Raw genomic sequence first — 25,825 nt, 5'->3', positions numbered from 1 at the left:
TAGCCACTCGGCCGACCGCCCCGTTCGTGGGCAATTCCACCCCGCTTCAAACTCACCTCTTACGCTCGGCCGCCGCCCGGCACATGCTCAGCACCGCGCCGACGACGGGGGCTGACGGTCGAGCAGGGCGATGTGCGCGGTGTGGGCGCGGAGCTGGTCGCCCACCTGGACAGTCGGCCTGGACAGGGCCTCTTCGGATGGGGCGACGAGTCGCTCGGCGAGAGCAACGTCCTGCGCGGTCGGAACGGGGCTCAGGCGATCGGTGATGCCGGACATGCCCGCCACGAGTACGGCGCGATTCGCCGCGCCGCGACGCCGAGATCGAGCTGGAGTTCCTCACCGGCCCCCTGGCCGGGAAGCACGGCCCGTCAGGCCACGGGGCCGCCCTGTTCGCTTTCTTCGGCGCCATGGCGGAGTCCGAGCGCGACTACATCCGCGACAAGACCCTCGAAGGCCAGGAGACCGTCCGTGCAAAGGGCAAGGCGATCGGCGGGGTCAAGGTCTCCGACGAGGACATGCTCGCCACCGCCCTGTGCCTGCGCGACGACGAACGCCTCTCGCTGCGCGAGATCGCCTCCCGCCTCGTTATCCGCACCGGCAAGAAGCGAGGCCGGCACCCAGCGCCGGCCACCGTCATGCGCATGCTGCGCGAACACGACGAGCAGACAGCCACAGCCACTCTGGAGCCCACGGCCTGACCTGGGGGCTCAATCCTTGGCGTTGTTTTTTCGGCGAGAACTGCTGGGACCCCTTCCCGCCGTTCGGCCTGGCGACCCTCGCCGGCGAGGCGGGTCCGCGCGCGGCCGGTCCATGAGGGCACCACCTGGCGTGCGGCCGAATGCCGGGGCTCCCGCCCCTGGCGCACGGCCGAACCCCGGGCCGCCGGGCTGCTAGGCCGTGCGCAGCTCGTCCGCGATCTCGCGTACGGCGGCCATGGCCCGGCGCTGCAGCCCCGGACCGAAGGTGATCCGGGTGGCGCCCAGCCCGCCGAGTTCGCGCGGCGCCGGGCCGTCCGGCCGGGCCAGGGCGTTGAGCGGGCCCGGGACGGCGGCGGCCAGCCGGGGCAGGGCCTCGGGCGGGGCCGCGATCGGATAGACGCAGTCCGCGCCCGCCGCCACGTACAGCAGGGCGCGGCGCACTGTCTCCGCCTCCCGGTCCGTGCCGTCGGGGACGCCGTGGAGGTAGGTGTCGACGCGGGCGTTGACGAAGAGCCGGTCGCCCGCGACCGCCCGTACCTCGGCCAGCCGGTCCGCCTGCCGCCGGGCATCGACGAGGGTGCCGTCGGCCGAGTCCTCCAGATTGCAGCCGACCGCTCCGGTGTCCAGGAGCCGTTCCACGAGCTCCTTCGGCGCCAGCCCGTAACCCCCCTCGATGTCCGCCGAGACCGGCACGTCGGCCGGGACGGCGCGCACGATCCTGGCGACGGCCGCGAACATCTCGGCGGCGGGCGTCGCCCCGTCCTCGTAGCCGAGTGACGCCGCGACCCCGGCACTGGGGGTGGCGAGCGCCCGGAAGCCCGCCTCGGCGAAGACGCGGGCGCTCGCCGCGTCCCACGGGCCGGGGAGGACCAGAGGATCGCCGGGGGCGCGGTCGTGGTGCAGGGCACGAAGGACGGATGCGGTCATCGCGGGGCTCCCGGGGCGGTGCGGCACGAGGGCGGGCAAGCGGGCGGGCGGGTTCGGGACGCGGCGGGCGTCGCCGCGTCAGTGGCTGATGTCGCCCGGCTTGTAGTGGCCGGGGACCATGCGGGTGGTCACGGCGAACCGGTTCCACGCGTTGATCGTGGTGATCGCGGCGATGAGGTGGGCGAGCTCGGTCTCGTCGAAGTTCTCGGCAGCCTTCTCCCACACCTCGTCCGACACGAAACCGTCGGTCAGCACGGTCACCGCTTCGGTCAGCTCGATGGCCGCGATCTCCTTGGGCGTGTAGAAGTGCTTCGACTCCTCCCACGCGCTGAGCTGGACGATCCGCTCGACGGACTCGCCCGCCGCGAGTGCGTCCTTGGTGTGCATGTCGAGGCAGAACGCGCAGTGGTTGAGCTGCGAGGAGCGGATCTTCACCAGCTCCCCGATGACCGGGTCGAGGCCCCTGCGGGACGCGGCCTCCAGCCGGACCATGGCCTTGTAGACATCGGGGGCCAGCTCGGCCCAGCGCGTACGCGGGGCGTGCTCGGGGTTGAGTTCGGAGGTCGGGTGGCTGTGCTCGTTCGTCGTCATGGGTACGACGTTACGGGGTGGGTGGCGCAACGGTATGGTCCATTTCCATGACGGATTCATGGGCCACTTTCGGTGCCGACCTGCATCTGGAGACGACGGGTTCGACGGGGCTGCGGACCGGGCTCATGGACGCCCTGCGCGAGGCCGTACGGACGGGGCGGCTGGCGCCCGGGACCCGGCTGCCCTCCTCGCGCAGCCTCGCCGTGGACCTCGGCATCGCCCGGAACACCGTCGCCGACGCCTACGCGGAGCTCGTCGCCGAGGGCTGGCTCACCGCCCGGCAGGGTTCGGGCACCAGGGTGGCGCGGCGGGCCGAGCCGCGCCCGGCGGCCAGGAGGACGGCGCGGCCCCGGCCGGCCCACTCCCGGCCCGCCCACAACCTGTTGCCGGGATCGCCCGACCTCTCGACGTTCCCGCGCGCCGACTGGCTCACGGCGGCCCGCCGTGCCCTGACCGCCGCGCCCAACGACGCCTTCGGGTACGGGGATCCGCGCGGGCGCATCGAACTGCGCACCGTACTCGCCGAGTATCTGGCCCGCGCCCGCGGTGTGTACGCGGAGCCGGAGCGGATCGTGATCTGCGCCGGTTTCGTGCAGGCGCTGAAGCTGATGGGGACGGTGTTGGGCAAGAGACGGGTGCGGGAGGTGGCCGTCGAGTCGTACGGACTGGACGTGCACTGGAAGCTGCTCGCGGACTCCGGGCTGCGGATGCCCTGCCTGCCGGTCGACGGACTCGGCGCCAGGACCGATGAACTGTCCGGGCTGCGCGGCGCGGGCGCGGTCCTGATGACGCCCGCGCACCAGTTCCCGACGGGGGTGCCGCTCCATCCCGAACGGCGGGCCGCGGCGGTCGACTGGGCGCGCCGTACGGGCGGCCTGATCCTGGAGGACGACTACGACGGCGAGTTCCGTTACGACCGGCAGCCGGTCGGCGCGCTCCAGGGCCTGGACCCCGAACGCGTCGTACACCTGGGGACGACGAGCAAGTCGCTGGCGCCGGGACTGCGGTTGGGGTGGATGGTGCTGCCGGAGAGTCTGGTGGGGGAGGTGGCCGAGGCCAAGGGACTGAGCGACTGGTCGTCGAGCGCGCTGGAACAGCTGACGCTCGCGGAGTTCATCGCGTCGGGTGCGTACGACCGTCATGTGCGTTCGATGCGGCTGCGCTACCGGCGCCGTCGCGACCAGCTCGTCGAGGTGCTGGCGGAGCGGGCGCCGGGTGTGCGGGTCAGCGGGATCGCCGCCGGGTTGCATGCCGTGCTCGAACTCCCGGAGGGCAGTGAGGCGTCGGTGATGCGGGCGGCGGCGTGGCAGGGGCTGGCGCTGGAGGGTCTCTCGCGCTTCCGGCACCCGGAGGCGCCACCGGGGCGTGACGCGCTGGTCATCGGATACGGGACGCCGACCGACAGCGCCTGGCCGGGCGCGCTGGAGGCACTGCTGCGCGTGCTCTCCTGAGGCCAGGAACGTGGAAGGGTGCCCAGGGTCTTCCGTTCGGGGCATGCCGGGCTCGCGCGCCCCGGTGCCGTGGATCGCAAGGCGGCGGAGAGCGCCATGGGACGCCGACCGACAGCCCCTTGGGCGGGCGCGCTCGACGCGCTCTGCCGGGTGCTGCCCTAAGGCTTCCCCGGGACGGCGGGTTCGGACGTGTCCGCCGGGGCCTCGCCGAACCGGGCCAGGGCCAGCGCGCCCGCCACCGCCACCACGAAACCGGCCACCGCCAGCCAGACGAGACCCTCACGGGTGCGGTCCCCGAGCCAGAAGACGCCCACCAGCGCCGGGCCGATCGTCTCGCCCAGCACCATGCCGGCCGTCGCCGTCGTCACCGAACCGCGCTGCAGCGCCGAGGTGAGCAGCAGGAACGCCGAACCGCCGCCCAGCAGCAGCGCGTACACGGCCGGGTTGGTGAGCAGCGCCGACGGGGACACGTCGTCGATCAGCCGGACGGTGACCTCGACCACCCCGAAACCGCAGCCCGCGCCCAGCCCCAGGACCAGCGCCCGCGGCCGTTCCGGGAGCCGTCCGCCCGCCGTGCCGATCAGCAGAATGCCGAGGGAGATCCCCAGCATCCACCAGGCCAGGGCCGCCGGGCCGGTGCCGTGCCCCTCGCCGCCGGAGGAGAGGGCCAGCATGCCCAGGCCCGCGCAGACGACACCGACCGCGGTCCATTCGACCGCGCTCAGCCGCACCTTGAGCAGCCGCGCGGCGACCACCGCCGTCACGGCGAGGCTCGCGGCCAGGGCGGCGCCCACCGCGTAGATCGGCAGGGACCGCAGCGCGATGATCTGGAGGACGAAACCGCAGCCGTCGAGGGCGAGTCCGGCGAGGTAGCGCCACTGACGCAGGGCGCGCAGCAGCAGCGCCGGATCGATGGCCGCGTCCGACCCCGGCGCGGCGGCGGCGCGCGAGGCGACGGCCTGGAGGACGGAGGCCGTACCGAAGCAGACGGCGGCGCCGAGCGCGCAGATCATTCCGAAGAGCACATAAAGACTCTACGTGGGGGCGTTCGGCGGACCTGCTTCCCGTCACAATCGGCAGCCCTTTAATCTGACGAGTGGCCACATTGGCCTGATTCGTTCGACGGGGGAGAGGGAAGCATGGCCATACGCAGGCTGAGGTCGAGCACGGTGGTGCTCGGTGGCATGGGGGTGCTCGCGGCGGTGATCACCTCCTGCGGTTCGGAACCGGACAAGCGGTGCGTCGACCCGATCACCCGGGACAAGCTGCCGAGTTACGAGTGCAAGAACGGCAGCGGCAAGGGGTCGTACTACTACGGCGGCAGCAGCGAGCACGGCAAGGTGCAGGGCGGCAGTTTCGACAAGTCCGCGGTCGACCGGGGCGGCTTCGGCTGCTCGGGCTCCGGCGGCGGCTGAACCGGTATGGAACGCCGCACCACGCAACCGCGTCCCGGCTGGCAGCGGACGGTGGAGGAGCAGGGGCTCGTCTACCCCCTCACCCGCCACCCGGACGGCTCACTGCGCCCGTACTGGGACGAGAGCGCCCACTACGTCTTCTCGCTGCCCGAGGTCGAGGCACTGGAGGACGTCGTCGAGGAACTGCACGCCATGTGTCTGGCCGCGGCCGCGCACATCGTGGAGCGCGACCGCTTCGCGGAGCTCGGCATCACCGACCGCCGGCTGTCCGCGCTGATCGCCCAGTCCTGGCACCGCCGGGTCGAACTGCCGTCCCTGTACGGCAGGTTCGACCTGCGCTACGACGGCACCGGCCCGGCGAAGATGCTGGAGTACAACGCGGACACACCCACCTCGCTGGTGGAGGCCGCGAGCACCCAGTGGTTCTGGATGGAGGACCGTTTCCCGGGCGCCGACCAGTGGAACTCCCTGCACGAACGTCTCGTCGCGGCGTGGCGGCGGCAGGCCGCCCTGCTGCCGCCCGGACCGCTGCACTTCGCGCACTCCGACGGGGACGAGCTGGGCGAGGACCTGATGACGGTCGCCTATCTGCGGGAGACCGCCGAACAGGCCGGGATCGACACGGAGGCGCTCTCCGTCGAACGGATCGGCTGGGACCGGCTGGCCGGACGGTTCGTGGACGAGCGGCTCCGCTTCATCCGCAGCTGCTTCAAGCTGTACCCGTGGGAATGGCTGGCGACCGACCGGTTCGGGCCGCACGTGCTGGACACCCTCGACAACGGCGGCGGCACCGGCACCACCTGCTGGATCGAGCCCGCCTGGAAGATGCTCCTCTCCAACAAGGCACTGCTGGCGATCCTCTGGGAGCTCTACCCCGGCCACCCGAATCTGCTCCCCTCGTACCTGGACGGTCCCCGCGAACTCGCGGCGGCGGGACCGGGTACGGGCCGTGGCGACGGCCCCGGCTATGTCGCCAAGCCGCTGCTCGGCCGGGAGGGGGCCGGGATCACCCTCCACGGGCCGGGAAGCCCCGCGGTGCTGCGGGACGAGCCGTGCTGCTACCAGGAACTGGCGCCGCTGCCGGACTTCGACGGCAACCGGGTGGTGCTGGGGGCGTGGATCGTCGAGGACGAGGCGGCCGGGCTCGGCATCCGCGAATCGGCGGGGCCGGTCACGGACGAGTACGCCCGCTTCCTGCCCCACGTCATCCTCTGACACCGGCCCGGTGGCCGTCGCCGACCACGGCCTCCCGCCTCAGCCGCGCAGGACGCCGCGGAGCTGCTCCAGCCCCCAGTCCAGGTCCTCCTTGCTGATCACCAGCGGCGGGGCGATCCGGATCGTCGAACCATGGGTGTCCTTGACCAGCACCCGGCGGTCCATCAGCTTCTCGGAGATCTCCCTGCCGGTCCCGTGGCTCGGGGCGATGTCGACGCCGGCCCACAGCCCGCGGCCCCGTACCGCCTCCACCGCGCCCCCGCCCAGCAGCAGCCCCAGCTCCTGATGGAGGTGCTCGCCCAACTCGGTCGCCCGCTGCTGGAATTCGCCGGTCCGGAGCATCGCGATGACCTCCAGCGCGACCGCGCAGGCAAGGGGATTCCCGCCGAACGTCGAACCGTGCTCACCGGGCCGGTACACCCCGAGCACGTCCTGCGAGGAGACCACCGCCGACACCGGCACCACGCCACCGCCCAGCGCCTTGCCGAGCACGTACATGTCCGGGACGACGCCCTCGTGCTCGCAGGCGAAGGTCTTCCCGGTCCGCCCCAGGCCCGACTGGATCTCGTCCGCGATGAACAGCACGTTCCGCTCGCGGGTGAGTTCACGCACCCGGGGGAGGTAGCCGGGCGGCGGCACCAGCACCCCGGCCTCGCCCTGGATCGGCTCCAGCAGCACCGCCACGGTGTTCTCGGTCATCGCCTCGCCGAGCGCGGTCAGATCCCCGTACGGCACGATCTCGAACCCCGGCGTGTACGGACCGAAGTCCTCCCGCGCCTCCTGGTCCGTGGAGAAGCTGATGATCGTCGTCGTCCGGCCGTGGAAGTTGTTCGCGGCGACGATGATCTTCGCCATGCCGTCCGGGACGCCCTTCACCCGGTAGCCCCACTTGCGGGCGGTCTTCACCGCGGTCTCCACGGCCTCGGCCCCGGTGTTCATCGGCAGCACCGTCTCCATGCCGCACAACTCGGCGAGCCGGGTGCAGAAGTCGGCGAAGCGGTCGTGGTAGAAGGCCCGCGAGGTGAGCGTGACCCGCTCCAGCTGGGCCTTGGCCGCGTCGAGCAGCCGCCGGTTGCCGTGACCGAAGTTGAGCGCCGAGTATCCGGCGAGCATGTCGAGGTAGCGGCGGCCCTCGACATCGGTCATCCAGGCTCCGTCCGCCGAGGCGACGACGACGGGCAGCGGATGGTAGTTGTGCGCGCTGTGCGCCTCGGCGGAGGCGATGGCATTTTCCGTGGTCGACACGGGATCTCCGTTCGTCGTGCGGCGTGGGCGGGGGTGGTGCCCACTTTGTATCGTCGGTCGGAACCCCGGTGAGGAAACCTTCGATTCACGGCGCGCCCGTCCGCCGTGCGGCCGGGAGCGTGTTCCTCGTCTCATTCGCGACGGCGCGCGCCCCGGGCCGCACACCTTCCGCACCGGCTGCGGGAGATCGGTTCCGTACCTGAGACAATGGCTCCATGGCCTCTGAACGCCCCCGCGTGCTCTCCGGAATCCAGCCCACCGCAGGCTCGTTCCACCTCGGCAACTACCTCGGTGCGGTCCGCCAGTGGGTGGCGCTGCAGGAGTCCCACGACGCCTTCTACATGGTCGTGGACCTGCACGCGATCACCGTTCCGCAGGACCCCGCGGAGCTGCGCGCGAACACCAGGCTCGCCGTCGCCCAGCTCCTCGCCGCCGGTCTCGACCCGGAGCGCTGCACGCTCTTCGTCCAGAGCCACGTCCCGGAGCACGCCCAGCTCGGCTGGGTCATGAACTGCCTCGCCGGCTTCGGTGAGGCGTCCCGCATGACGCAGTTCAAGGACAAGTCCGCCAAGCAGGGCGCCGACCGCACCACGGTCGGTCTCTTCACGTACCCGATGCTGATGGTCGCCGACATCCTGCTGTACCAGGCCGACCAGGTCCCGGTCGGTGAGGACCAGCGTCAGCACCTGGAGCTGACCCGTAACCTCGCCGAGCGGTTCAACGCCGTCTACGGCGACACGTTCACCGTGCCGGACCCGTACATCCTCAAGGAGACGGCGAAGATCTACGACCTTCAGGACCCGTCGGCGAAGATGAGCAAGTCGGCGGCCACTCCGAAGGGCCTGATCAACCTCCTCGACGAGCCGAAGGCCACCGCCAAGAAGGTCAAGAGCGCGGTCACCGACACCGACACGGTCATCCGCTTCGACCGCGCGGAGAAGCCCGGTGTCAGCAACCTGCTGACCATCTACTCCACGCTGACCGACACCACGATCGCGGATCTGGAGCAGAAGTACGAGGGCAAGGGCTACGGTGCGCTCAAGACCGACCTCGCCGAGGTCATGGTCGAGTTCGTCACACCGTTCCGCACCCGCACCCAGGAATACCTGGACGACCCGGAGACGCTGGACTCGATTCTGGCCAAGGGCGCGGAGAAAGCCTGTGCCGTGGCGGCCGAGACCCTGGCCCGGACGTACGACCGGATGGGCTTTCTGCCCGCGAAGCACTGAGTCCAAGGACCCTGGCGGTTTCGCGACCGCAGGCGTCACACTGGCGATGGGATGTTGACCCGGTGGATGGCCGAAAACCGACCATCCATCGTCGAGGATTGAGGAGAACGACGTGGGGACCGTAACGCTCGGCGTTTCGATCGCGGTCCCGGAGCCCTACGGCAGCCTGCTCCAGGAGCGGCGCGCGAGCTTCGGGGATCCTGCCGCGTACGGCATTCCCACCCACGTCACCCTCCTTCCGCCGACCGAGGTCGAGGCGGCCGGTCTGCCCGCGATCGAGGCGCATCTCGCCCAGATCGCCACCGGTGGCCACTCCTTCCCGATGCGGCTGTCCGGCACGGGGACCTTCCGTCCCCTCTCGCCGGTCGTCTTCGTCCAGATCGTCGAGGGGGCCTCGGCCTGCTCGTGGCTGCAGAAGCGGATCAGGGACGCCTCCGGGCCGCTGGTGCGCGAGCTCCAGTTCCCGTACCACCCGCATGTGACCGTGGCGCACGGCATCACCGAGCCGGCGATGGACCGGGCGTACGAGGAGCTCGGCGACTACGAGGCCGCCTGGACCTGCGACTCCTTCGCGCTGTACGAGCAGGGCCCGGACAGCGTCTGGCGCAAGATCAACGAGTTCCCGTTCGGCGCCGGGGGCGGCGCGCCCGCCGTGCCCGCGCAGGGCGGCTCCTCCGTGGACGAGCCCTCCCTGCACCCCTGAGAGGCTGCCGGGTGGCCTCCGACGCCCCCGGTGGCCGCCCCCGCTCAGACCGGCAGGCGCCGGAACAGCGGGCGCGGCACGTGCCGCAGTGCCGACATCACCACCCGTAGCGCCCCCGGCACCCACACCGTCTCCGAGCGCCGCCGCAGTCCCGTCACGATCGCCGCCGCTACCGCGTCCGGGGTCGTCGTGAGGGGCGAGGCCTCCAGCGGCGCCTCGGTGAACCGTGCCGCGGTGAGCCGCGGCGCCGCGGTCCCGGCCGCCGCTTGTGGACGTACGACGCCGGGGCGTACGACCATCACATGCACCCCCGTGCCGTGCAGCGCGTCCCCGAGCCCCTGCGCGAACGCGTCCAGGCCCGCCTTGCTGGACCCGTAGATGAAATCGGCGCGGCGGACGCGCTCGCCCGCCACCGAGGACAGCACCACCAGCGAACCGTGCCCCTGCGCCTGCAGCGCGCCGGCGCACACCAGCCCGGCGGAGACCGCCCCGGTGTAGTTGGTCTGGGTGACCCGGACCGCGGAGAGCGGCTGCTCCTCGTCACGCTCCTGGTCCCCCGCGATGCCGAAGGCGAGGAGCACCATGTCGATGTCGCCCTCGGCGAAGATCTTTCCGAGGACGGTCTCGTGGGACGCGGAGTCGAGGGCGTCGAAGTCGACCGTACGGACGTCCGCGCCGCGTGCGCGCAGCTCGGCTGCGGCCCTGTCGAGGGCGGGGGAGGGACGGCCGGCCAGCCGGACCGTGCGGGTACGGCCGGCGATCAGCCGGCGCGCAGTGGCGAGAGCGATCTTCGACGTGCCGCCGAGGACGAGCAGGGACTGCGGGGCACCGAAGGCGTCCTTCACGGAAACACTCCTTGCGGACGAGCGGACGAGCGGACGAGCGGACGAGCGGACGAGCGGACGAGCGGACGAAGGGGCGAGCGGGCGAGCGGACGAAGGGGCGAGCGGGCGGAAGGCGGCGCGGCGTGGCGGTGGTGGTCGGCGGTCAGAGCGACAGGCGGCGCGACAGGTCCGAGCGGAACGCCCCGTTCGGGTCCAGCTCGGCGCGCAGGGAACGGAATTCGGCCAGTCGCGGATACATCGCGGCCAGCATCTCCGGACGCAGCCGGGAGTCCTTCGCCAGACAGACCCGGCCGCCGGCCCCCGCCACCTCCTCGTCCAGCGAGTCCAGGAACCCGGCCAGGCCGGGCAGGGCGGCGGGCAGATCGAGGGCGAGCGTCCAGCCGGGCATCGGGAACGACAGCCAGCCCGGGTCGCCCCCGCCGAACCGTTTGAGCACGGCGAGGAGCGAAGGGCAGCGCCGCTGGGAGATCCGGCGCACGATCCGGCTCAGCGCCTCCTCCTGTCCGTGTCCGACGACGAACTGGTACCGCAGGAACCCGCCGCGGCCATGGACACGGTTCCGGTGCGTCAGGCCGTCCAGGGGATGGAAGAAGGCGGAGAGTCTCTGGAGTTCCCCGATGCGATACGTGGGGGCGGTGCGGTACCGGAGCTCGTTGAAGAGGGCGACGGAGGTGCGGCCGAGCAGCCCCTGCGGCAGGAGCGCGGGTGCGGCGGGTCGTTGTCCCGGGCGGAACGCGAGCGGTGTGCGCCGGGCGCGTGCGGGGAGCGCGTACTGGGGCAGGTGCTCCCCGCGGGTGAGTACGGAGCGCCCCGTCGCCCGGCCGCGGGCGAGGAGATCGATCCAGGCGGCCGAGTAGCGGTAGCGGTGGTCTGCGGCGGAGAGCCTGGCCAGCAGGTCGTCCAGGTCGACGGTCCGTTCGGTGTCGACCGACATCCAGGAACTGGTGACGCGGTGCAGCCGGAGCGTGGCCGAGAGGATCACCCCCGTCAGCCCCAGCCCGCCCGTGGTCGCGTCGAAGAGACCGGTGCCGGGCCGGACCGTACGGACCCCGCCGTCGGCGGTCAGCAGCTCCAGCTCCTGGACGTGCCGGGAGAAGGAGCCGGAGAAGTGGTGGTTGTGGCCGTGGATGTCGGCGCCGATCGCGCCGCCCACGGTGACATAACGCGTGGCCGGTGTGACGGGGACGAACCAGCCGAGCGGCAGCAGCACCTCCATCAGCCGGTGCAGGCTGACCCCGGCGTCGCAGACCACCAGGCCGGACCCGGCGTCGATGGTGCGGATCCGGTTCAGCGCGGTCATGTCGAGGACGGAGCCGCCCGCGTTCTGCGCGGCGTCGCCGTGGGCCCGGCCGAGGCCCCGGGCGATGGACCCGCGGGGTCCGCAGCCGCGCACGGTGGCCGCCGCCTCCTCGTACGTACGGGGGCGGAAGCGCAGCGCGGTCGTCGGGGCGGTGCCGCCCCAGCCGGTCAGGGACACGGTGTCGACAGACATGGTGGTGACCGTATCGCCCGAGAAAACCCTTTCGAGGGATTTGTTACAACACTCACCGGTATGGGTGATTGAGGGGGTGTCAGCTCGTAGGGCGGTGAAGGGTAAGCCGGTTTTCCGCGCCCGGGAGGGTAGTCGTACGTCATGGACTGGCTGAAAAACCTCCCTGTCATCGGGCCGATCGTCTCGCGGCTGATGACGACGCACACCTGGCGCTCGTACGAGACGCTGGAACGGGTCCACTGGAGCAGGCTCGCCGCCGCGATCACCTTCATCAGCTTCCTGGCGCTCTTCCCGCTGATCGCGGTCGGTGCGGCGGTCGGTGCCTCGCTGCTCTCCGCCGAGCAGCTCCACCGGATCGAGAACCAGATCGCCGAGCAGGTGCCGGGCATCTCCGACCAGCTCGGCATCAGCAATCTGGTGGCGCACGCGGGCACGGTCGGACTCGTGGCCGGTGCGTTCCTGCTCCTCACCGGCATCGGCTGGATCGGCGCGATGCGGGGCTGTCTGCGCGCCGTGTGGGGCATGGACGACGTGGACCTGGGCAATCCGGTCATCCGTAAACTCAAGGACGTCGGGCTGCTCCTCGGCCTCGGCGGGGCGGCGCTCGCGACGCTCGCCGTCTCCTCGGCCGGCTCCGTCGCCGTCGGCTGGACCGCCGGTCTGCTGGACATCTCGGACCGCGGTGCGGGCGGTGTGGTGCTGCAGGTGGCCGCCCTGGTCGTGGCGGCCCTCGCCGACTTCCTGCTGCTGCTCTATCTGCTGACGCTGCTGCCCGGGGTCGAGCCCCCGAGGCGCAGGCTGCTGGTCGCCGCGGTGATCGGCGCGGTCGGCTTCGAACTGCTCAAGCTGCTGCTCGGCAGCTATATGAGGAGCGTCGCCTCGAAGAGCATGTACGGCGCCTTCGGGGTGCCGGTCGCGCTGCTGCTGTGGATCAACTTCACCGCGAAACTGCTGCTGTTCTGCGCCGCCTGGACGGCGACGCGGAGCGGCAGGGGCACCGAGAAGGACGCCGCGCCCGTCAGCGGCGAGGGCGGCGGCGCACCAGGTCCGGCAGCGGCCAGCGCCGGTTGATCAGGAACGCGCCGCCGGCCAGCAGCACCACGACACCTCCGGCGATCCCCAGTGCGATCCCCATGCCCCCGCCGTCCGCGCCCGTGGCGGTGGCCCTGGCGGCGTGCGAGGCGCCGTTCCTGCCCTCGTTCTCCCCGGTGCCCGCCGTGGGGCCCTTGCCGGTTCCGGTCCCGCTCTCGTCCCCGGTGCGGGCGGACTTCGGCGGGACCAGCTCGCCGACCGGGGTCACCTTGCCGCTCGCGGCGAATCCCCAGTCGAGGAGGCCGGCCGCCTCCTTGTAGACGGCGTGGGGCTCCTTGGACGACGGGTTCATGACGGTGACCAGCAGCACCCGGCCGTCGCGTTCGGCGACACCGGTGAACGTGTTGCCCGCGTGCGTGGTGTAGCCGTTCTTGACGCCCGCGATGCCCTTGTACGGGTCGACGCCGTCCGCACCGGTGAGCAGCCGGTTGGTGTTCTGGATCCCGAAGCTCTCGCGCTTCCCGTTCTTCTTCTCCGCGCCCGGGAACTCGGCCTCGGCCGTCGAGCAGTACTCCCGGAAGTCCGCCTTCTGCAGGCCGCTGCGGGCGAACAGCGTCAGGTCGTACGCGCTGGAGACCTGATCGGGCGCGTCGTATCCGTCGGGCGACACCACGTGCGTGTCGAGTGCCTGCAGTTCCTCGGCGTGGGCCTGCATGGCGGCGACGGTCTTGGGCACACCGCCGTACATCGAGGACAGCACGTGCACCGCGTCATTGCCCGAACGCAGGAACACCCCGAGCCACAGGTCGTGGACCGTGTAGCTGAGGTGCTCCTTGACGCCGACGAGACTGCTGCCCTCGCCGAGACCGGCGAGGTCCTCGTCCTGCACCGTGTACGTCCGGGTCTTCGGCTGGAGCGCGGGCATCACGGTGTCCGCGAAGAGCATCTTCAGGGTGGAGGCGGGGGGCAGCCGCCAGTGCGGGTTGTGCGAGGCGAGCACCTGGCCGCTCTCCGCGTCCGCGACGATCCAGGACCTGCCCGTGAGCTCCTTGGGCAGTACTGGGGCGCCTGCCCCCAGCTTGACCTGTGTGCCGGTCCGGCCCAGCAGTTCGCCGCCGACCCGGGACATGCCGGCGGGTGGCTTCGGCCGGTTGTCGGAGGTGTCCTTGCTGGTCGCCGCCGATGCCGGACCGACGACAAAAGTGGACAACAAGGCGGCAGAGGTGACCGTCAATGCGATCTTTTTCAGAGCAGGCACGATCGGAAACGTACAGGGCGAAGATGTGGTTGGGGATACGGACGGCCTGACCCGCCGTGCGTACCGCCGGGACAGCCCACCCCGGGCGACTTCGCCGGAGCGCGGCGGCGATACTGAATCCATGAAGCTCAGCCGCCCCGTCTCCTGGTTCCTGCTCGCCTTCGGGGTGTGGAGCTGGTTCATCTGGATCACTTTCGTCAAGAACCTGTGGAAGGACGGCAGTGGACTCGCCTTCGACGACGCGGGTGACCCGACCACGTACTTCTGGGTACATCTGCTGCTCGCCATCACTTCCTTTCTCCTGGGGACGGCAGTTGGTGTGATCGGGTTCCGTGGAGTCAGGGCGCTGCGCCGAGAACATGCGTGACAGGCCGTACGGCGGACGGGGGAAGCGCGAGTGGCAGTGGCCCGAATCGCACTGACGGCGGTCGTGGTGCTCGCGCTGCTCGTCGGTGTGCACCGCTACCTGTGGCGGCGTTTCGTCGGTGACACGACGACCGAGGGCAGCGCCCTGCGCACCGTCGGCACGGTGGCCGCGTACCTCCTGCCGCTGCTGAGCGTCGGCGCCCTGGTCTCCGGCCGCGCGGGTGCGCCTTTCTGGCTCCAGCGGGTACTGGCCTGGCCGGGGTACCTGTGGCTCGCCGCGCTGCTCTATCTGACGCTGGCACTGCTGGTGGGCGAGGCGGTACGGCCGGTACTGCGACGGGTGCTCGCGCGCCGTGCGAGCGGGCCGGACCGGGCCACGGCGACGGAAGCGCCCGCACCCGGGACCGCCGGGACCACGGAGGCCACCGGGACCGTCGGTATCACGGAGGCCGCCGGGACCACCGGGACCGCCGGGACCGCCGGGACCACGGAGGCCGCCGGGAGCGCCGGGACTATAGAGGCCGCCGGATCCACCGTCACCGCGGGCACCCTCGTCGCCTCGGCCGCCACCCCCGCCCCGTCCCGTCCCGTCGCCCCCACACGGCGGCTGTTCGTTGCGCGGGCCGTCGGGGGCGCCGCCGCCGTCGCGGGGCTCGGCACTGTCGGCCACGGCACGTACGGCGTGCTGCGCGGGCCGCGGGTCAAGCGGGTGACCGTGCCGCTCGCCAAGCTGCCCCGCTCCGCGCACGGCTTCCGGATCGCCGTCGTCAGCGACATCCACCTCGGCCCGATCCTCGGCCGCGCCCACACCCGACGGATCGTCGACACGATCAACCGGACCCAGCCGGACCTGGTCGCCGTCGTGGGCGATCTCGTCGACGGAACCGTCGCGGACCTCGGTCCGGCCGCGGAGCCGCTCGCGCGGCTGAGCGCCCGTCGGGGAAGCTACTTCGTCACCGGGAATCACGAGTACTACTCCGGCGCCGCCCCATGGATCGACCAGGTCAGGGAATTGGGGCTGCACCCCCTGGAGAACGCCCGGGTCGAGATCGATGGATTCGATCTCGCGGGTGTCAACGACATCGCCGGGGAGAGCGAGGGGCAGGGGCCCGATTTCGGGGCCGCGCTCGGTGACCGGGACCGTACCCGGGCCGCCGTCCTCCTCGCCCACCAGCCCGTCGTCATCCATGAGGCCGTCGCCCACGGCGTGGACCTCCAGCTCTCCGGCCACACCCACGGCGGCCAGCTCTGGCCGGGCAACGTCATCGCGGAGCTGGCCAATCCCACGGTCGCCGGACTCGACCGCTACGGCGACACCCAGCTGTACGTCTCGCGGGGCGCGGGCGCCTGGGGGCCGCCGGTCCGGGTCGGCGCGCCCTCCGACATCACCGTCGTGGAGCTCGCCTCCCGGCAGGTCTGACCCTCCGTCGATGGCCGGTTACAGACCTTCTGGAAACGCGAAGGTTTCAAGTGCCGAACAAAAGGCTATGAGTCACAGTTTTGGTCTTCCAGATGTGAAAGTCGTGTGATTGGCTGATCGCGAGCATGCGGTGATGTGCGGATCTGAGCGCAACGCCGAGGTGGGGCTGGTAAGGGAGAGCACGTCAATGCGGTCGGTCCGGATACGGATTCTCGCGATTCTCGCGGTTTTGGTCATCGCAGGCGTCGGCGCCTGGCAGCTGCTTCCCTCGAACGAGGTGAACAAGGATCCGATCGCGGTCGGCACCACGGACGAGGTCACCTCGCTCGACCCGGCGGGGGCGTACGACGCCGGTTCCTGGGCGATGTACAGCAACATCTACCAGTCCCTGATGACGTTCAAGTCCGGGGCGACCGTCCCCGAGCCCGACGCCGCCGAGAGCTGCGGATTCATTGGCCAGAAGCTGCAGACGTACCAGTGCAAGCTGCGTGACGACCTGTTCTTCTCCAACGGCCGCAAGATCACCGCCGCCGATGTCAAGTACTCCATCGAGCGGATGATCAAGATCAAGACGGATGTCGGTCCGTGGGTCCTGTTCCCGAGCCTCAAGAACGTGGTGGCCGACGGCCGCACCATCACCTTCAACCTCTCCTCGCGCGACGCGACCTTCCCGCAGAAGCTCGCCACGGGTGCCGGGTCGATCGTCGACCGCGAGACGTACCCGGCGAACAAGCTCCGGACCGGAAACACGGTCGACGGCTCGGGGCCGTACCTCCTGAAGTCGTACCGGTCGGACGCCACGGCCGAGCTGGTTCCCAACCCCCGGTACAAGGGCGCGCTGAAGAAGACCGGTGTCCCGGTCACTGTGCGCTACTTCAAGGAGTCGGACGCGCTCCTGGCGGCCTGGAAGGCCGGAACGATCGATGTGACGCACCGCCAGCTGCCGCCGGCCACGCTCGCCGAGCTGAACCCCGGCGACCCCGACCTGCGCGTCACGGAGGCGGACAGCGCCGAGATCCGCAATCTCGTCTTCAACGTCCGTGAGGGCTCGCCGCTCGCCAACAAGAAGGTCCGGCAGGCGATCGCGTCGCTCGTCGACCGCGCGCCCCTGGTCACCGACATCTACAAGGGCACGGTCGAACCGCTCTACTCGCTGATCCCGCAGGGCTACATCGGGCACAGCACGCCGTTCTTCGATGCCTACCCCGCGCCCGACCCCGCGCGCGCCAAGAAGCTGATGCAGGAGGCCGGCGTGCAGACGCCGCTGGCGATCAGCTTCGCCTACCGCGGCGGCGACGAGGCCTACGCGCAGGAGACCGCGGAGCTGCGCCGCCAGCTGGAGGCGGACGGGCTGTTCAAGGTGTCGGTCAAGGCCGTCGACTGGCAGAAGTTCCAGAAGGAGTACGCGGCCGGCAAGTACGACGCGTACACCGTCGGCTGGCTCCCCGACTACCCGGACCCCGACACCTTCAGCCAGCCGCTGGTCGGCCACGACAACAGCCTCCACAACGGCTACTCCAGCAAGAAGATGGACTCCCTGATCAGCGCCACGCTGCAGTACAGCGACCGCGGCCGCACCTCGGCGGACTTCAAGGAGCTCCAGGCCCTGGTCGGCGAGGACGTGCCGCTCGTGCCGCTGTGGCAGAAGAAGGACTACGTCATCAGCAAGACCGACGTCTCCGGTTCGCAGTACCTCTCGGACGGCACCGGCATCTGGCGGCTGTGGGAGCTGAGGCGGATCTGAGGGCCCGCCGCGCCCGTACCGGCGCGTAGGACAGGGACTTGGGGGGGCGGTCGGTCCCGGCGCTGCCGGGCGGCCGCCCTTTGTCCGTTCAGGCCCGGCGCTTCGCGGCGCCGGGCAGGAACTCCTCCAGCACCTCGTGAATCTGTCGCACCAGCGGGCGCAGCACCCGGAACCGGGAGAGCGCGATGGCGCGGGCACCGATCGGGGCGGAGCGCTCGACCAGACGGCGGCTGCGTTCGGCGTGCTCCGTCCGGTCGTACACCCAGTACAGCACCAGGCCCATCTGCAACAGCCACATCAACTGCGGTAGCAGCTCGGCCAGTTCGGGATCGGTCTTGGTGTCGGAGCCGGCCAGGCAACGCCGGTGGATGGAGATCGCCGCCTCGCGGGCGGCGACCGAATCCGCCGAGAACGGGCTGAGCGGGCTCTCCGGGTCGGCGGCGTTCTTGAAGAACTGGGCGGCGAAGCGGTGGTACGGCTCCGCCACGTCCAGCCACGCGAGCAGGACCCCGCGCATCCGCACCGCGAGGTCCTTGTCACCGTCCAGGACCGGCCGCACCGCCGCTTCGTGCTCGGCGGCGAGCCGGTCGTAGAAGCCCTGGACGAGGTGTTCCTTGTTCGTGAAGTAGTAGTAGGCGTTGCCGACGGAGACGCCGGCCTCCTGGGCGATGGCCCGCATCGTCGTCTTGTCGTAGCCGCGTTCCTGGAAGAGCCGGAGCGCGGTTTCGAGGATGAGTGTGCGGGTCTGCTCGCTCTTGGGAGCCTTGACTTCCTTCACGTCCTTCGCTTCCTTCACCACAGCCTTGAGGGTATCGGCCCCGGTCAGCCGTCGGGTCCGGGGTCCGTACCCACGGTGCAGGCGCCGTCCCCGTCGCCGTCGCCGCACGGCGGCGCGGTCAGCGAACGGTACTTCGCGGCGGCGAGCACGGTGGCCCGTGCGAAGGGGCGGCCCGCCGGGGTGGTCAGCCAGTGGGACCTGGGCCGGTGTTCGGCCAGCGCCCAGAGGCAGACGATCCACGCGGAGGTCCCGCGGTAGATCTGTCCCCGGTCGCCGATCACCGTGATCTCGTCGAGCGTCCCGGCGTGGTCGAGCCCGGGGAAGCGGCGCCGCGCCTCCTCGGAGGCCGCCGGGACGAGGTCGAGTGGGACGAGCTGACGCTGCTTCATCAGCCACTGGCGCAGATGGAGGCAGAGCGGGCACCGCGCGTCGTACAGCACCGTGAGGCCCTGGACGGGCAGCCGCTGCCCGCCCGCTTCGGCGGTCATGGCGCGCTCAGGCCTTGGCGGCGGGTGCGGCCCACGGACCGCTGCCCGGTCCCGTCCAGCCCTGCGGCGGCACGGGCGGGGTCTGCTCACGCTCCATCAGACCGCGACGGCGGATCTTGTTGAGTACATAGACATTGCCGAGATGCAGCACACCGAGGACGAGCAGGACGACGCCGAGCTTCACCGAGAGTGCCTCGAAGAGCCCGCGGGCGTCGGCGACCCTGTCGTCGTTCCTCAGATAGAGCGTGACGAAGCCCAGGTTGACCAGGTAGAAGCCGACCACCAGCAGGTGGTTGACGGCATCGGCGAGCTTCTCGTTCCCGTGCAGTACGTCGGCGAGGAACACCTTGCCGTTGTGGCTGAGCGTGCGCGCGACCCAGATGGTGAGCGCCACGCTGATCAGCAGGTAGATGACGTACGCGACAACAGTGAGGTCCATGCCCCACCCTCCCTTGAACGCGTTCAAAAGCTGTTGTCATGGACAGTAGACCCATCTTTGAACATGTTCAAGTCGCCATTTCGGCGGTGGGTTCCGCCGCTTTGCCGGGTGCTCCGAAACGTCGCACGCCCGGTACCGCCGCTGTCGCCAGGCAGGCCGCGCCGACCGCCACCGCGGCGACAGCCAGGGGCACTTCGGCGCCCCAGGCCGAGGCGGCGAGCGGGGCCAGGGTGTAACCGAGCGGCATGGCGCCGAGCGAGAGCAGCCAGTCGTACGAGGTCACGCGGGCCAGGGCGTGCGCGGGCACGGCGGACTGGACCGCGGTCTCCCAGACCGGGTTGAGGAAGCCGAGGCCCGCCTGGGCGACGCCGTACGCGGCGATGGTCACGGCGACGGGCGCGTGGACGGCGAGGAGGCCGAGCGGCAGGGCGTACGTGGCGAGGCCCAGGTTGGCGATCAGGACCGGGCGGCGGGGGCGGGCCCGGCCGGCCAGCAGGGAGCCGAGGAGCAGACCGGCCGCGCCGGTCTGGAGCAGGGCGACCCAGACGCCCTTGCCGCCCAGCTCGTCGACGAAGAGGGCCGGACCCACGGTCATCAGGACCGCCGCCGCGCCGTTCCAGACGGCGTGGGCGATCAGGCTCGTCCAGTACCAGTCGCGGCCCCGCACCTCGCTCCAGCCCTCCTTGAGGTCGCTGAGCAGGGAGCGTCGTGGGATGGGTAGGTGACGCACCCTCATGGCGGACAGCAGCGCCGCGCTCACCGCGAAGCTCGCGCCGTCCAGGATGAAGGCCCAGCCCGGCCCCGCGGTGAGGACCAGGGCTCCGGCGAGGGCCGGGCCGCCGAGCCGGGTCGCGCTGTTGACCACCGCCATCAGCGAGTTGGCGCGCAGCAGCCCCGACTCCGCCACGGTGCCGCGGATCAGCGGGGACACGGTCGGCATCGCGAACGCCCCGGCGGCGCCGCCGATCGCCTCGGCGACCGCGATCTGCCAGAGCGCGGGGGAGCTGCCGAGCAGCTGGGCGCCGACGAAGAGCTGGGTCGCACACCGTACGAGATCGGTGGTGAGCGCCACGGTCCGGGCGTTGAAGCGGTCGCCGACGACGCCGCCCAGGGGCAGCAGGAGCAGCTTGGGGACCATCGCGCAGCCCAGCACCAGGGCGAGCGCCCCGGTCGAGCCGGTGGCCAGGTACACGGCCAGGGAGAGAGCGGTGGGGATGGCGGCGTCGCCGAGGAGCGAGAGGGCGCGTCCGATGAAGAGCAGGCGGAAGGTGCGCGTGCGTAGAGGATGCGGCATGCGCGAAAGCTATTTCGGTGCCGAACTATTCGTCAACGAAATATCTTGTTCCGAAGGGAAGTTGGAGGCCGGGCGTAGGCTTTGGCCATGGAGCGACGCGACTGGACCGACGGACATGTGGAGCGCTGGAAGCCCGTCCTTCCCGATCTCGATCCCGATGTCGAGGGCGCGGTGACCCGGATGAAGAAGCTCTCCGTCCATCTGCGCCGGGTACGCGAACAGTCCCTGGTCGACTTCGATCTGGACCGCCAGGAGTTCGACACGCTCCACAAGCTGGCCGGGCGCGGCGGGAAGGCGGCCCCCTCCGAACTCGCCGCCGACCTCGACCTCGCGCCCGCCTCCGTCACCGGCCGGCTGGACGCGCTCGAACGGCGCGGCTTCGTCCGCCGCAAGCCCTCCACCACCGACCGCCGGAGGGTCGATGTGGAGCTCACCGACGAGGGCCGCTCGACCTGGCTGGGTGCGATGGACGTCCTCGGACACGAGGAGTACCGGTTGCTCGGCGTCCTCGACAAGGACGAACGCACCCTGCTCAACGACATGCTGCGGCGCATCATGGTGGTCGCCGAGGACCGGGACGGCGCCGCCTGGGACTGAGCCGCCCGGCGCTCGGGGCCCGCTTCCGGCCGCCGCCTCGAAGCCGGGACGACCGTCCGGGTCCCCGACCACGTGATCGGCCGGCTCCGCCCGCAGTTCGCCCAGGTCCTGCGCCAGGAGGCGGCCGAGTGCCCCGCTCGCCCGCCCGCTCCGCCGACGAACGGAAGCCGCGCCGTCGCCGGGTCCTTTGTTCCCGACACCGGGGAGCCGGCGGCCGTCGGTGACGGTGTGCCGGAGGCCGGCCACCTCCGACGACCGTCAGATGCTCATCGAGCGGGCCGTGTTGAGCTGTGCCATGACCATCGGGAAGGTCTCCGGGCCCATCGCCGGGATCATCGTCGAGTGGTGCCTGCCACCGCTGGTCACCGAGACCTGGATGAAGCCGGTCGTCTTCTTCTCCTTCATCAGGAGGAAGAGCAGACCGATCAGGCAGAGCAGCGCGAAGACGATCGCGAGGACGATCGCCACCGTCGGGATCTTCTCCTCGGTGCGCGACATGTCCGTGGCCGTCCACACCGCGCCCTTGAGCGGCATCGTGCCGGCCGGCGTCACGATCTGGTCGTTCATCACGGCGATGTCACCGAACGTCAGCATCGGCGCACCGCCACCGCCGGGCGGCGTCCCCGGCTGCTGCGGATAGCCGTAACCGGGGTAGCCGTAGCCCGGTCCGGGCTGGGCCGCGGAGTCCGGCAGCTGCTGCGGGTAGCCGTAGGCCGGCGCGGACTGCCCGTGGCCCTGGCCGTCCGCGACGGTGGGCGGATTGCCCGGCTGCTGGGGAGGCCCCCACTTGTATGAGTCGTCCGCGTACGGATTCGGATCGCTCAACGTTCCCCGCTTTCGATCAAGCCTGTGCGCCCCGTGCCTTGCTGCGCCGGAGGCGGCGAACCGGTGTCCGGTCCCGCACGACCGTACCGTCCGGATCCGGACGGCGCAGCAAGAGGCCCCGCTTCCCGCGGTGTTCGTGCGGAAAACGGGGCCCGGGATGCGACCGGTGCGCCGGTGGCGGTCAGAAGCGGCGCGTGATCAGCGCCCGCTTGACCTCCTGGATCGCCTTGGTGACCTCGATGCCACGCGGGCAGGCGTCCGTGCAGTTGAAGGTGGTGCGGCAACGCCACACACCGTCACGGTCGTTGAGGATCTCCAGGCGCTGCTCGCCGCCCTCGTCGCGCGAGTCGAAGATGAAGCGATGCGCGTTGACGATGGCCGCCGGGCCGAAGTACTGGCCGTCGTTCCAGAACACCGGGCACGAGGACGTGCACGCGGCGCACAGGATGCACTTGGTGGTGTCGTCGAAGCGCTCGCGGTCCTCGGCGGACTGCAGACGCTCGCGGGTCGGCTCGTTCCCCTTGGTGATGAGGAAGGGCATGACGTCGCGGTACGCCTGGAAGAACGGGTCCATGTCGACCACGAGGTCCTTGAGGACCGTGAGGCCCTTTATGGCCTCGACCGTGATCGGCTTCTCCGGGTTGATGTCCTTGATCAGCGTCTTGCAGGCGAGCCTGTTCTTGCCGTTGATCCGCATCGCGTCGGAGCCGCAGATGCCGTGCGCGCAGGAGCGGCGGAACGTCAGCGTGCCGTCGATGTCCCACTTGATCTTGTGAAGGGCGTCGAGCACACGCTCCTTCGGGTCGACCTCGATCTGGAAGTCCTGCCACTGGGCCTCGTCGGAGACCTCGGGGTTGAAGCGGCGGATCCGGAAGGTGGCCGTGATGTACGGCGAGGCGGCGGACTGCGCCTCGACCTTGTCCAGAGTCGGGGTTGCCATCAGTACTTACGCTCCATCGGCTGGTAGCGGGTCTGGACGACCGGCTTGTAGTCGAGCCGGATCGACTCGGTGCCGTCGGCCGAGACCTCGCGGTACGCCATGGTGTGGCGCATGAAGTTGACGTCGTCGCGGTTCGGGTAGTCCTCGCGGTAGTGACCGCCGCGGGACTCCTTGCGGGCCAGCGCGGAGGTCGCCATGACCTCGGCCAGGTCGAGCAGGTTGCCCAGCTCGATGGCCTCCAGAAGGTCCGTGTTGAACCGCTTGCCCTTGTCCTGGATGGACACGTCGAGGTAGCGCTTGCGCAGCTCGGCGATCTTGTCGACGGCCGTCTTGATGGTCTGCTCGGTGCGGAACACCATCACGTTGGCGTCCATGCACTCCTGCAGCTCCAGACGGATCGTCGCGACCCGCTCGGTGCCCGTCGAGTTGCGCAGCCGCTCGACCTGGTCGACGACCATCTGCGCCGGGTTCTCGGGAAGCTCGACGAAGTCGTTCTTCGCGGAGTACTCGGCGGCGGCGATGCCCGAGCGGCGTCCGAAGACGTTGATGTCGAGCAGCGAGTTGGTGCCCAGACGGTTGGCGCCGTGCACGGAGACGCACGCGACCTCGCCGGCGGCGTACAGGCCCGGGACGACGGTGGTGTTGTCGGCGAGCACCTCGCCCTCGACGTTGGTCGGGATGCCGCCCATGGCGTAGTGCGCGGTCGGCTGGATCGGGATCGGGTCCGTGTACGGCTCGATGCCGAGGTACGTGCGCGCGAACTCGGTGATGTCCGGGAGCTTGGCGTCCAGCTGCTCCGGCGGCAGGTGCGTGAGGTCGAGGTAGACGTGGTCGCCCTCGGGACCGCAGCCGCGGCCCTCACGGATCTCCGTGTAGATGGAGCGGGACACGACGTCACGGGACGCGAGGTCCTTCATGACCGGCGCGTACTTCTCCATGAAGCGCTCGCCGTCCTTGTTGCGGAGGATGCCGCCCTCACCGCGGGCGCCCTCCGTCAGCAGGATGCCCATGCGCCAGATGCCCGTCGGGTGGAACTGGAAGAACTCCATGTCCTCCAGCGGCAGGCCGCGGCGCCAGGCGGCGGCCTGCCCGTCACCGGTCAGGGTGTGGGCGTTCGACGTCACCTTGAAGAACTTGCCGGTGCCGCCGGAGGCGAAGATGATCGACTTCGCCTGGAAGACGTGGATCTCGCCGGTCGCCAGCTCGTACGCGACGACGCCCGCGGACTTCTTGACTCCGTCTACGTCCTGGAGCAGCAGGTCCAGGACGTAGAACTCGTTGAAGAACTCCACACCCTCCTTGACGCAGTTCTGGTACAGCGTCTGGAGGATCATGTGACCGGTGCGGTCCGAGGCGTAGCAGGACCGGCGGACCGGGGCCTCGCCGTGGTTACGGCTGTGGCCGCCGAAGCGACGCTGGTCGATACGGCCCTCGGGCGTGCGGTTGAACGGCAGGCCCATCTTCTCCAGGTCGAGAACGGAGTCGATGGCCTCCTTCGCCAGGATCTCGGCGGCGTCCTGGTCGACCAGGTAGTCGCCGCCCTTGATCGTGTCGAAGGTGTGCCACTCCCAGTTGTCCTCCTCCACGTTGGCGAGCGCGGCGGCCATGCCGCCCTGCGCGGCGCCCGTGTGGGAGCGGGTCGGGTACAGCTTCGTGAGCACGGCGGTACGGCTGCGCTTGGTGGACTCGATCGCCGCGCGCATACCGGCGCCGCCGGCGCCGACGATGACGGTGTCGTACTTGTGGATCTGCATGATTTCCTCTGGTCCCTCTGGCCCGGCGCCTAGCGGATGTTCGGGTCGAAGGTGAAGATCACCAGCGTGCCCAGCAGGACGGTGAACACCGTGGCGGTGTACAGCAGCATCTTCAGCCAGAAGCGGGTGTTGTCCCGTTCGGCGTAGTCGTTGATGACCGTACGGAGGCCGTTGGCGCCGTGCAGCATGGCCAGCCACAGCATCGCCAGGTCCCAGAGCTGCCAGAACGGCGAGGCCCACCGGCCCGCCACGAAGGCGAAGCCGATCTTGGAGACGCCGCCGTCCAGCACCAGCTGGATCAGCAGGTGGCCGATGACCAGGACGACCAGGACGATGCCCGACAGGCGCATGAAGAGCCAGGCGTACATCTCGAAGTTGGTGCGCGAAGCCTTGGGGGTCTTGCCGGTCCGCTTGCGCGGCGGCTCGATGACCGGGGCCGGGTGGTCGACGTCGTAGAGGCTGACACCCTCGACGGAACCGATCGCGGCGGAGGACTCGGTGGACATTGGCCTCAGCTCCCGAAGACTTCGCGTACGGCGTGGCCGAGGACGGGGTACAGGGCCCCGACCATCAGCACGACCCAGATCCCCACGACGGACCAGAGCATCTGCTTCTGGTAGCGCGGGCCCTTGGCCCAGAAGTCCACGGCGACGATGCGGAGACCGTTCAGCGCGTGGAAGAGGATGGCGGCCACCAGGCCGTATTCGAGGAGCGCGACGATCGGCGTCTTGTACGTGGCCACGACATCGTCATAGGCCTCGGGGGAGACGCGGACGAGAGCGGTGTCCAGGACGTGTACGAACAGGAAGAAGAAAATGAGGACACCGGTGACTCGATGAGCCACCCAGGACCACATGCCTTCCCGGCCGCGGTACAGCGTTCCAGCCGGCACGGAAGAACCCTCCGGGAGCGGGGATTGGGGCCGGCCGGCTTGACTGTCGGTCTGACCCGGCCGGGTACGGTCCACCGGCCCCGGCCATCGTAGCGACGCTTTGTCGGTTCGTTTGCGCGGGGGCCTCTGGTGTGATCAAAGTGGCAATCAAACAGGCACGGACGGGCTAGGGCGGCTCGTCCGGGCC

At 70.5% G+C, this 25,825-nt stretch carries 28 protein-coding genes; 11 read left to right on the top strand and 17 right to left on the bottom strand.

Annotated elements, in window-relative coordinates; all coding sequences use genetic code 11:
* Positions 1-87 precede the first annotated feature (87 nt).
* A complete protein-coding gene (locus ACZ68L_RS08510) occupies positions 88-276 on the bottom strand; it encodes a hypothetical protein (RefSeq protein WP_469575251.1) in 189 nt (62 codons plus the stop codon).
* 131 nt (positions 277-407) lie between these two features.
* Here ACZ68L_RS08510 and ACZ68L_RS08505 point away from each other — a divergent pair, with 131 nt between their 5' ends.
* A complete protein-coding gene (locus ACZ68L_RS08505) occupies positions 408-698 on the top strand; it encodes a hypothetical protein (RefSeq protein WP_469575249.1) in 291 nt (96 codons plus the stop codon).
* Positions 699-890: 192 nt separating this feature from the next.
* Here ACZ68L_RS08505 and ACZ68L_RS08500 read toward each other — a convergent pair whose 3' ends face one another.
* Together ACZ68L_RS08500 and ACZ68L_RS08495 are read right to left on the bottom strand one after the other, a co-directional pair.
* Complete coding sequence (locus tag ACZ68L_RS08500; RefSeq protein ID WP_469575248.1) at positions 891-1,625, bottom strand: isocitrate lyase/PEP mutase family protein; 735 nt, start codon at positions 1,623-1,625, stop codon at positions 891-893.
* Between the two features lie 78 nt (positions 1,626-1,703).
* Positions 1,704-2,216 carry a carboxymuconolactone decarboxylase family protein gene (locus ACZ68L_RS08495; protein WP_469575247.1) on the bottom strand — a complete coding sequence of 171 codons (513 nt, stop codon included), beginning with the start codon at positions 2,214-2,216 and terminating at the stop codon, positions 1,704-1,706.
* A 47-nt stretch (positions 2,217-2,263) separates the two neighbouring features.
* Between ACZ68L_RS08495 and pdxR the strand changes: the two genes are divergently transcribed.
* Positions 2,264-3,667 carry a MocR-like pyridoxine biosynthesis transcription factor PdxR gene (gene pdxR / locus ACZ68L_RS08490; protein WP_469575246.1) on the top strand — a complete coding sequence of 468 codons (1,404 nt, stop codon included), beginning with the start codon at positions 2,264-2,266 and terminating at the stop codon, positions 3,665-3,667.
* 158 nt (positions 3,668-3,825) lie between these two features.
* On the opposite strand, the gene ACZ68L_RS08485 is transcribed toward pdxR, so the two are convergent.
* Positions 3,826-4,680 carry a DMT family protein gene (locus tag ACZ68L_RS08485; RefSeq protein ID WP_469575309.1) on the bottom strand — a complete coding sequence of 285 codons (855 nt, stop codon included), beginning with the start codon at positions 4,678-4,680 and terminating at the stop codon, positions 3,826-3,828.
* Between the two features lie 126 nt (positions 4,681-4,806).
* On the opposite strand from ACZ68L_RS08485, the gene ACZ68L_RS08480 reads away from it, so the two are divergent.
* Both ACZ68L_RS08480 and ACZ68L_RS08475 read left to right on the top strand, forming a co-directional pair.
* Positions 4,807-5,082 carry a hypothetical protein gene (locus ACZ68L_RS08480; RefSeq protein WP_469575245.1) on the top strand — a complete coding sequence of 92 codons (276 nt, stop codon included), beginning with the start codon at positions 4,807-4,809 and terminating at the stop codon, positions 5,080-5,082.
* 6 nt (positions 5,083-5,088) lie between these two features.
* On the top strand, positions 5,089-6,297 hold the full coding sequence (locus ACZ68L_RS08475) for a glutathionylspermidine synthase family protein (protein WP_469575243.1): 1,209 nt from the start codon (positions 5,089-5,091) through the stop codon (positions 6,295-6,297).
* Positions 6,298-6,336: 39 nt separating this feature from the next.
* Here the strand turns inward: ACZ68L_RS08475 and rocD are convergent, their stop codons facing one another.
* A complete protein-coding gene (gene rocD / locus ACZ68L_RS08470; RefSeq protein ID WP_469575241.1) occupies positions 6,337-7,542 on the bottom strand; it encodes an ornithine--oxo-acid transaminase in 1,206 nt (401 codons plus the stop codon).
* 215 nt (positions 7,543-7,757) lie between these two features.
* Here rocD and trpS point away from each other — a divergent pair, with 215 nt between their 5' ends.
* Positions 7,758-8,771: a tryptophan--tRNA ligase gene (gene trpS / locus ACZ68L_RS08465; protein WP_469575239.1), complete on the top strand. Its 1,014-nt coding sequence runs from the start codon at positions 7,758-7,760 to the stop codon at positions 8,769-8,771.
* A gap of 112 nt (positions 8,772-8,883) precedes the next feature.
* Positions 8,884-9,474 carry a 2'-5' RNA ligase family protein gene (locus ACZ68L_RS08460; protein WP_469575238.1) on the top strand — a complete coding sequence of 197 codons (591 nt, stop codon included), beginning with the start codon at positions 8,884-8,886 and terminating at the stop codon, positions 9,472-9,474.
* 44 nt (positions 9,475-9,518) lie between these two features.
* Here the strand turns inward: ACZ68L_RS08460 and ACZ68L_RS08455 are convergent, their stop codons facing one another.
* Positions 9,519-10,319: a decaprenylphospho-beta-D-erythro-pentofuranosid-2-ulose 2-reductase gene (locus ACZ68L_RS08455; RefSeq protein WP_469575236.1), complete on the bottom strand. Its 801-nt coding sequence runs from the start codon at positions 10,317-10,319 to the stop codon at positions 9,519-9,521.
* Positions 10,320-10,461: 142 nt separating this feature from the next.
* Positions 10,462-11,811 carry an FAD-binding protein gene (locus ACZ68L_RS08450; protein ID WP_469575235.1) on the bottom strand — a complete coding sequence of 450 codons (1,350 nt, stop codon included), beginning with the start codon at positions 11,809-11,811 and terminating at the stop codon, positions 10,462-10,464.
* Positions 11,812-11,952: 141 nt separating this feature from the next.
* Between ACZ68L_RS08450 and ACZ68L_RS08445 the strand changes: the two genes are divergently transcribed.
* Positions 11,953-12,882 (top strand): YihY/virulence factor BrkB family protein, encoded by a 930-nt coding sequence (locus tag ACZ68L_RS08445; protein ID WP_469575233.1) that lies wholly within the window; start codon positions 11,953-11,955, stop codon positions 12,880-12,882.
* On the opposite strand, the gene ACZ68L_RS08440 is transcribed toward ACZ68L_RS08445, so the two are convergent.
* Positions 12,830-14,101 carry a D-alanyl-D-alanine carboxypeptidase family protein gene (locus ACZ68L_RS08440; protein WP_469575232.1) on the bottom strand — a complete coding sequence of 424 codons (1,272 nt, stop codon included), beginning with the start codon at positions 14,099-14,101 and terminating at the stop codon, positions 12,830-12,832. The two genes, ACZ68L_RS08445 and ACZ68L_RS08440, sit on opposite strands and share 53 nt — an antisense overlap.
* Before the next feature lie 121 nt (positions 14,102-14,222).
* Between ACZ68L_RS08440 and ACZ68L_RS08435 the strand changes: the two genes are divergently transcribed.
* The 3 genes from ACZ68L_RS08435 to ACZ68L_RS08425 all read left to right on the top strand — a co-directional run bounded on the left by ACZ68L_RS08435 (position 14,223) and on the right by ACZ68L_RS08425 (position 17,631).
* Complete coding sequence (locus ACZ68L_RS08435) at positions 14,223-14,468, top strand: SCO4848 family membrane protein (RefSeq protein ID WP_351074418.1); 246 nt, start codon at positions 14,223-14,225, stop codon at positions 14,466-14,468.
* 30 nt (positions 14,469-14,498) lie between these two features.
* Positions 14,499-15,887, top strand: coding sequence for a metallophosphoesterase (locus ACZ68L_RS08430; protein ID WP_469575230.1), 1,389 nt, complete (start codon positions 14,499-14,501; stop codon positions 15,885-15,887).
* 187 nt (positions 15,888-16,074) lie between these two features.
* Positions 16,075-17,631: an ABC transporter substrate-binding protein gene (locus ACZ68L_RS08425; protein ID WP_469575307.1), complete on the top strand. Its 1,557-nt coding sequence runs from the start codon at positions 16,075-16,077 to the stop codon at positions 17,629-17,631.
* Positions 17,632-17,719: 88 nt separating this feature from the next.
* Here the strand turns inward: ACZ68L_RS08425 and ACZ68L_RS08420 are convergent, their stop codons facing one another.
* The 4 genes from ACZ68L_RS08420 to ACZ68L_RS08405 all read right to left on the bottom strand — a co-directional run bounded on the left by ACZ68L_RS08420 (position 17,720) and on the right by ACZ68L_RS08405 (position 20,630).
* Positions 17,720-18,430: a TetR/AcrR family transcriptional regulator gene (locus tag ACZ68L_RS08420; RefSeq protein ID WP_469575229.1), complete on the bottom strand. Its 711-nt coding sequence runs from the start codon at positions 18,428-18,430 to the stop codon at positions 17,720-17,722.
* Positions 18,431-18,453: 23 nt separating this feature from the next.
* Positions 18,454-18,897, bottom strand: a complete 444-nt coding sequence (locus tag ACZ68L_RS08415; RefSeq protein ID WP_469575228.1) for a thiol-disulfide oxidoreductase DCC family protein — start codon at positions 18,895-18,897, stop codon at positions 18,454-18,456.
* Positions 18,898-18,904: 7 nt separating this feature from the next.
* On the bottom strand, positions 18,905-19,336 hold the full coding sequence (locus tag ACZ68L_RS08410) for a hypothetical protein (RefSeq protein WP_469575226.1): 432 nt from the start codon (positions 19,334-19,336) through the stop codon (positions 18,905-18,907).
* Positions 19,337-19,403: 67 nt separating this feature from the next.
* A complete protein-coding gene (locus ACZ68L_RS08405; RefSeq protein WP_469575225.1) occupies positions 19,404-20,630 on the bottom strand; it encodes an MFS transporter in 1,227 nt (408 codons plus the stop codon).
* Positions 20,631-20,717: 87 nt separating this feature from the next.
* Here ACZ68L_RS08405 and ACZ68L_RS08400 point away from each other — a divergent pair, with 87 nt between their 5' ends.
* Positions 20,718-21,227, top strand: coding sequence for a MarR family winged helix-turn-helix transcriptional regulator (locus ACZ68L_RS08400; protein WP_469575224.1), 510 nt, complete (start codon positions 20,718-20,720; stop codon positions 21,225-21,227).
* Between the two features lie 258 nt (positions 21,228-21,485).
* Here the strand turns inward: ACZ68L_RS08400 and ACZ68L_RS08395 are convergent, their stop codons facing one another.
* From ACZ68L_RS08395 to sdhC, 5 genes are all read right to left on the bottom strand, one after another.
* Positions 21,486-22,052, bottom strand: a complete 567-nt coding sequence (locus ACZ68L_RS08395; protein WP_469575222.1) for a hypothetical protein — start codon at positions 22,050-22,052, stop codon at positions 21,486-21,488.
* Between the two features lie 181 nt (positions 22,053-22,233).
* Positions 22,234-22,992 (bottom strand): succinate dehydrogenase iron-sulfur subunit, encoded by a 759-nt coding sequence (locus tag ACZ68L_RS08390; protein ID WP_469575220.1) that lies wholly within the window; start codon positions 22,990-22,992, stop codon positions 22,234-22,236.
* Positions 22,992-24,746 carry a succinate dehydrogenase flavoprotein subunit gene (sdhA, locus tag ACZ68L_RS08385; RefSeq protein WP_469575219.1) on the bottom strand — a complete coding sequence of 585 codons (1,755 nt, stop codon included), beginning with the start codon at positions 24,744-24,746 and terminating at the stop codon, positions 22,992-22,994. The genes ACZ68L_RS08390 and sdhA overlap by 1 nt, the downstream gene beginning before the upstream one ends.
* 29 nt (positions 24,747-24,775) lie before the next feature.
* Positions 24,776-25,252 (bottom strand): succinate dehydrogenase hydrophobic membrane anchor subunit, encoded by a 477-nt coding sequence (locus ACZ68L_RS08380; protein WP_361441768.1) that lies wholly within the window; start codon positions 25,250-25,252, stop codon positions 24,776-24,778.
* Between the two features lie 5 nt (positions 25,253-25,257).
* Positions 25,258-25,638, bottom strand: a complete 381-nt coding sequence (gene sdhC / locus ACZ68L_RS08375; protein ID WP_072486591.1) for a succinate dehydrogenase, cytochrome b556 subunit — start codon at positions 25,636-25,638, stop codon at positions 25,258-25,260.
* Positions 25,639-25,825: the final 187 nt, after the last annotated feature.

This window comes from Streptomyces sp. NPDC104309, assembly GCF_055584025.1.
The sequence above is the reverse complement of the archived record's forward strand: the minus strand, read 5'-3'. Positions and strand labels throughout refer to the sequence as shown.

What these genes read in the sequence shown, in the direction of transcription:
- ACZ68L_RS08400 (WP_469575224.1), top strand. Translation starts at nt 20,718, where the DNA reads ATGGAGCGACGCGACTGGACCGACGGACATGTGGAGCGCTGGAAGCCC.
- ACZ68L_RS08500 (WP_469575248.1), bottom strand. Translation starts at nt 1,625, where the DNA reads ATGACCGCATCCGTCCTTCGTGCCCTGCACCACGACCGCGCCCCCGGC.
- pdxR (WP_469575246.1), top strand. Translation starts at nt 2,264, where the DNA reads ATGACGGATTCATGGGCCACTTTCGGTGCCGACCTGCATCTGGAGACG.
- ACZ68L_RS08380 (WP_361441768.1), bottom strand. Translation starts at nt 25,252, where the DNA reads ATGTCCACCGAGTCCTCCGCCGCGATCGGTTCCGTCGAGGGTGTCAGC.
- ACZ68L_RS08425 (WP_469575307.1), top strand. Translation starts at nt 16,075, where the DNA reads ATGCGGTCGGTCCGGATACGGATTCTCGCGATTCTCGCGGTTTTGGTC.
- ACZ68L_RS08480 (WP_469575245.1), top strand. Translation starts at nt 4,807, where the DNA reads ATGGCCATACGCAGGCTGAGGTCGAGCACGGTGGTGCTCGGTGGCATG.
- sdhA (WP_469575219.1), bottom strand. Translation starts at nt 24,746, where the DNA reads ATGCAGATCCACAAGTACGACACCGTCATCGTCGGCGCCGGCGGCGCC.
- ACZ68L_RS08505 (WP_469575249.1), top strand. Translation starts at nt 408, where the DNA reads ATGGCGGAGTCCGAGCGCGACTACATCCGCGACAAGACCCTCGAAGGC.
- ACZ68L_RS08435 (WP_351074418.1), top strand. Translation starts at nt 14,223, where the DNA reads ATGAAGCTCAGCCGCCCCGTCTCCTGGTTCCTGCTCGCCTTCGGGGTG.
- ACZ68L_RS08405 (WP_469575225.1), bottom strand. Translation starts at nt 20,630, where the DNA reads ATGCCGCATCCTCTACGCACGCGCACCTTCCGCCTGCTCTTCATCGGA.
- trpS (WP_469575239.1), top strand. Translation starts at nt 7,758, where the DNA reads ATGGCCTCTGAACGCCCCCGCGTGCTCTCCGGAATCCAGCCCACCGCA.
- ACZ68L_RS08410 (WP_469575226.1), bottom strand. Translation starts at nt 19,336, where the DNA reads ATGGACCTCACTGTTGTCGCGTACGTCATCTACCTGCTGATCAGCGTG.
- ACZ68L_RS08475 (WP_469575243.1), top strand. Translation starts at nt 5,089, where the DNA reads ATGGAACGCCGCACCACGCAACCGCGTCCCGGCTGGCAGCGGACGGTG.
- ACZ68L_RS08450 (WP_469575235.1), bottom strand. Translation starts at nt 11,811, where the DNA reads ATGTCTGTCGACACCGTGTCCCTGACCGGCTGGGGCGGCACCGCCCCG.
- ACZ68L_RS08415 (WP_469575228.1), bottom strand. Translation starts at nt 18,897, where the DNA reads ATGACCGCCGAAGCGGGCGGGCAGCGGCTGCCCGTCCAGGGCCTCACG.
- ACZ68L_RS08485 (WP_469575309.1), bottom strand. Translation starts at nt 4,680, where the DNA reads ATGATCTGCGCGCTCGGCGCCGCCGTCTGCTTCGGTACGGCCTCCGTC.
- ACZ68L_RS08390 (WP_469575220.1), bottom strand. Translation starts at nt 22,992, where the DNA reads ATGGCAACCCCGACTCTGGACAAGGTCGAGGCGCAGTCCGCCGCCTCG.
- ACZ68L_RS08445 (WP_469575233.1), top strand. Translation starts at nt 11,953, where the DNA reads ATGGACTGGCTGAAAAACCTCCCTGTCATCGGGCCGATCGTCTCGCGG.
- ACZ68L_RS08510 (WP_469575251.1), bottom strand. Translation starts at nt 276, where the DNA reads ATGTCCGGCATCACCGATCGCCTGAGCCCCGTTCCGACCGCGCAGGAC.
- ACZ68L_RS08495 (WP_469575247.1), bottom strand. Translation starts at nt 2,216, where the DNA reads ATGACGACGAACGAGCACAGCCACCCGACCTCCGAACTCAACCCCGAG.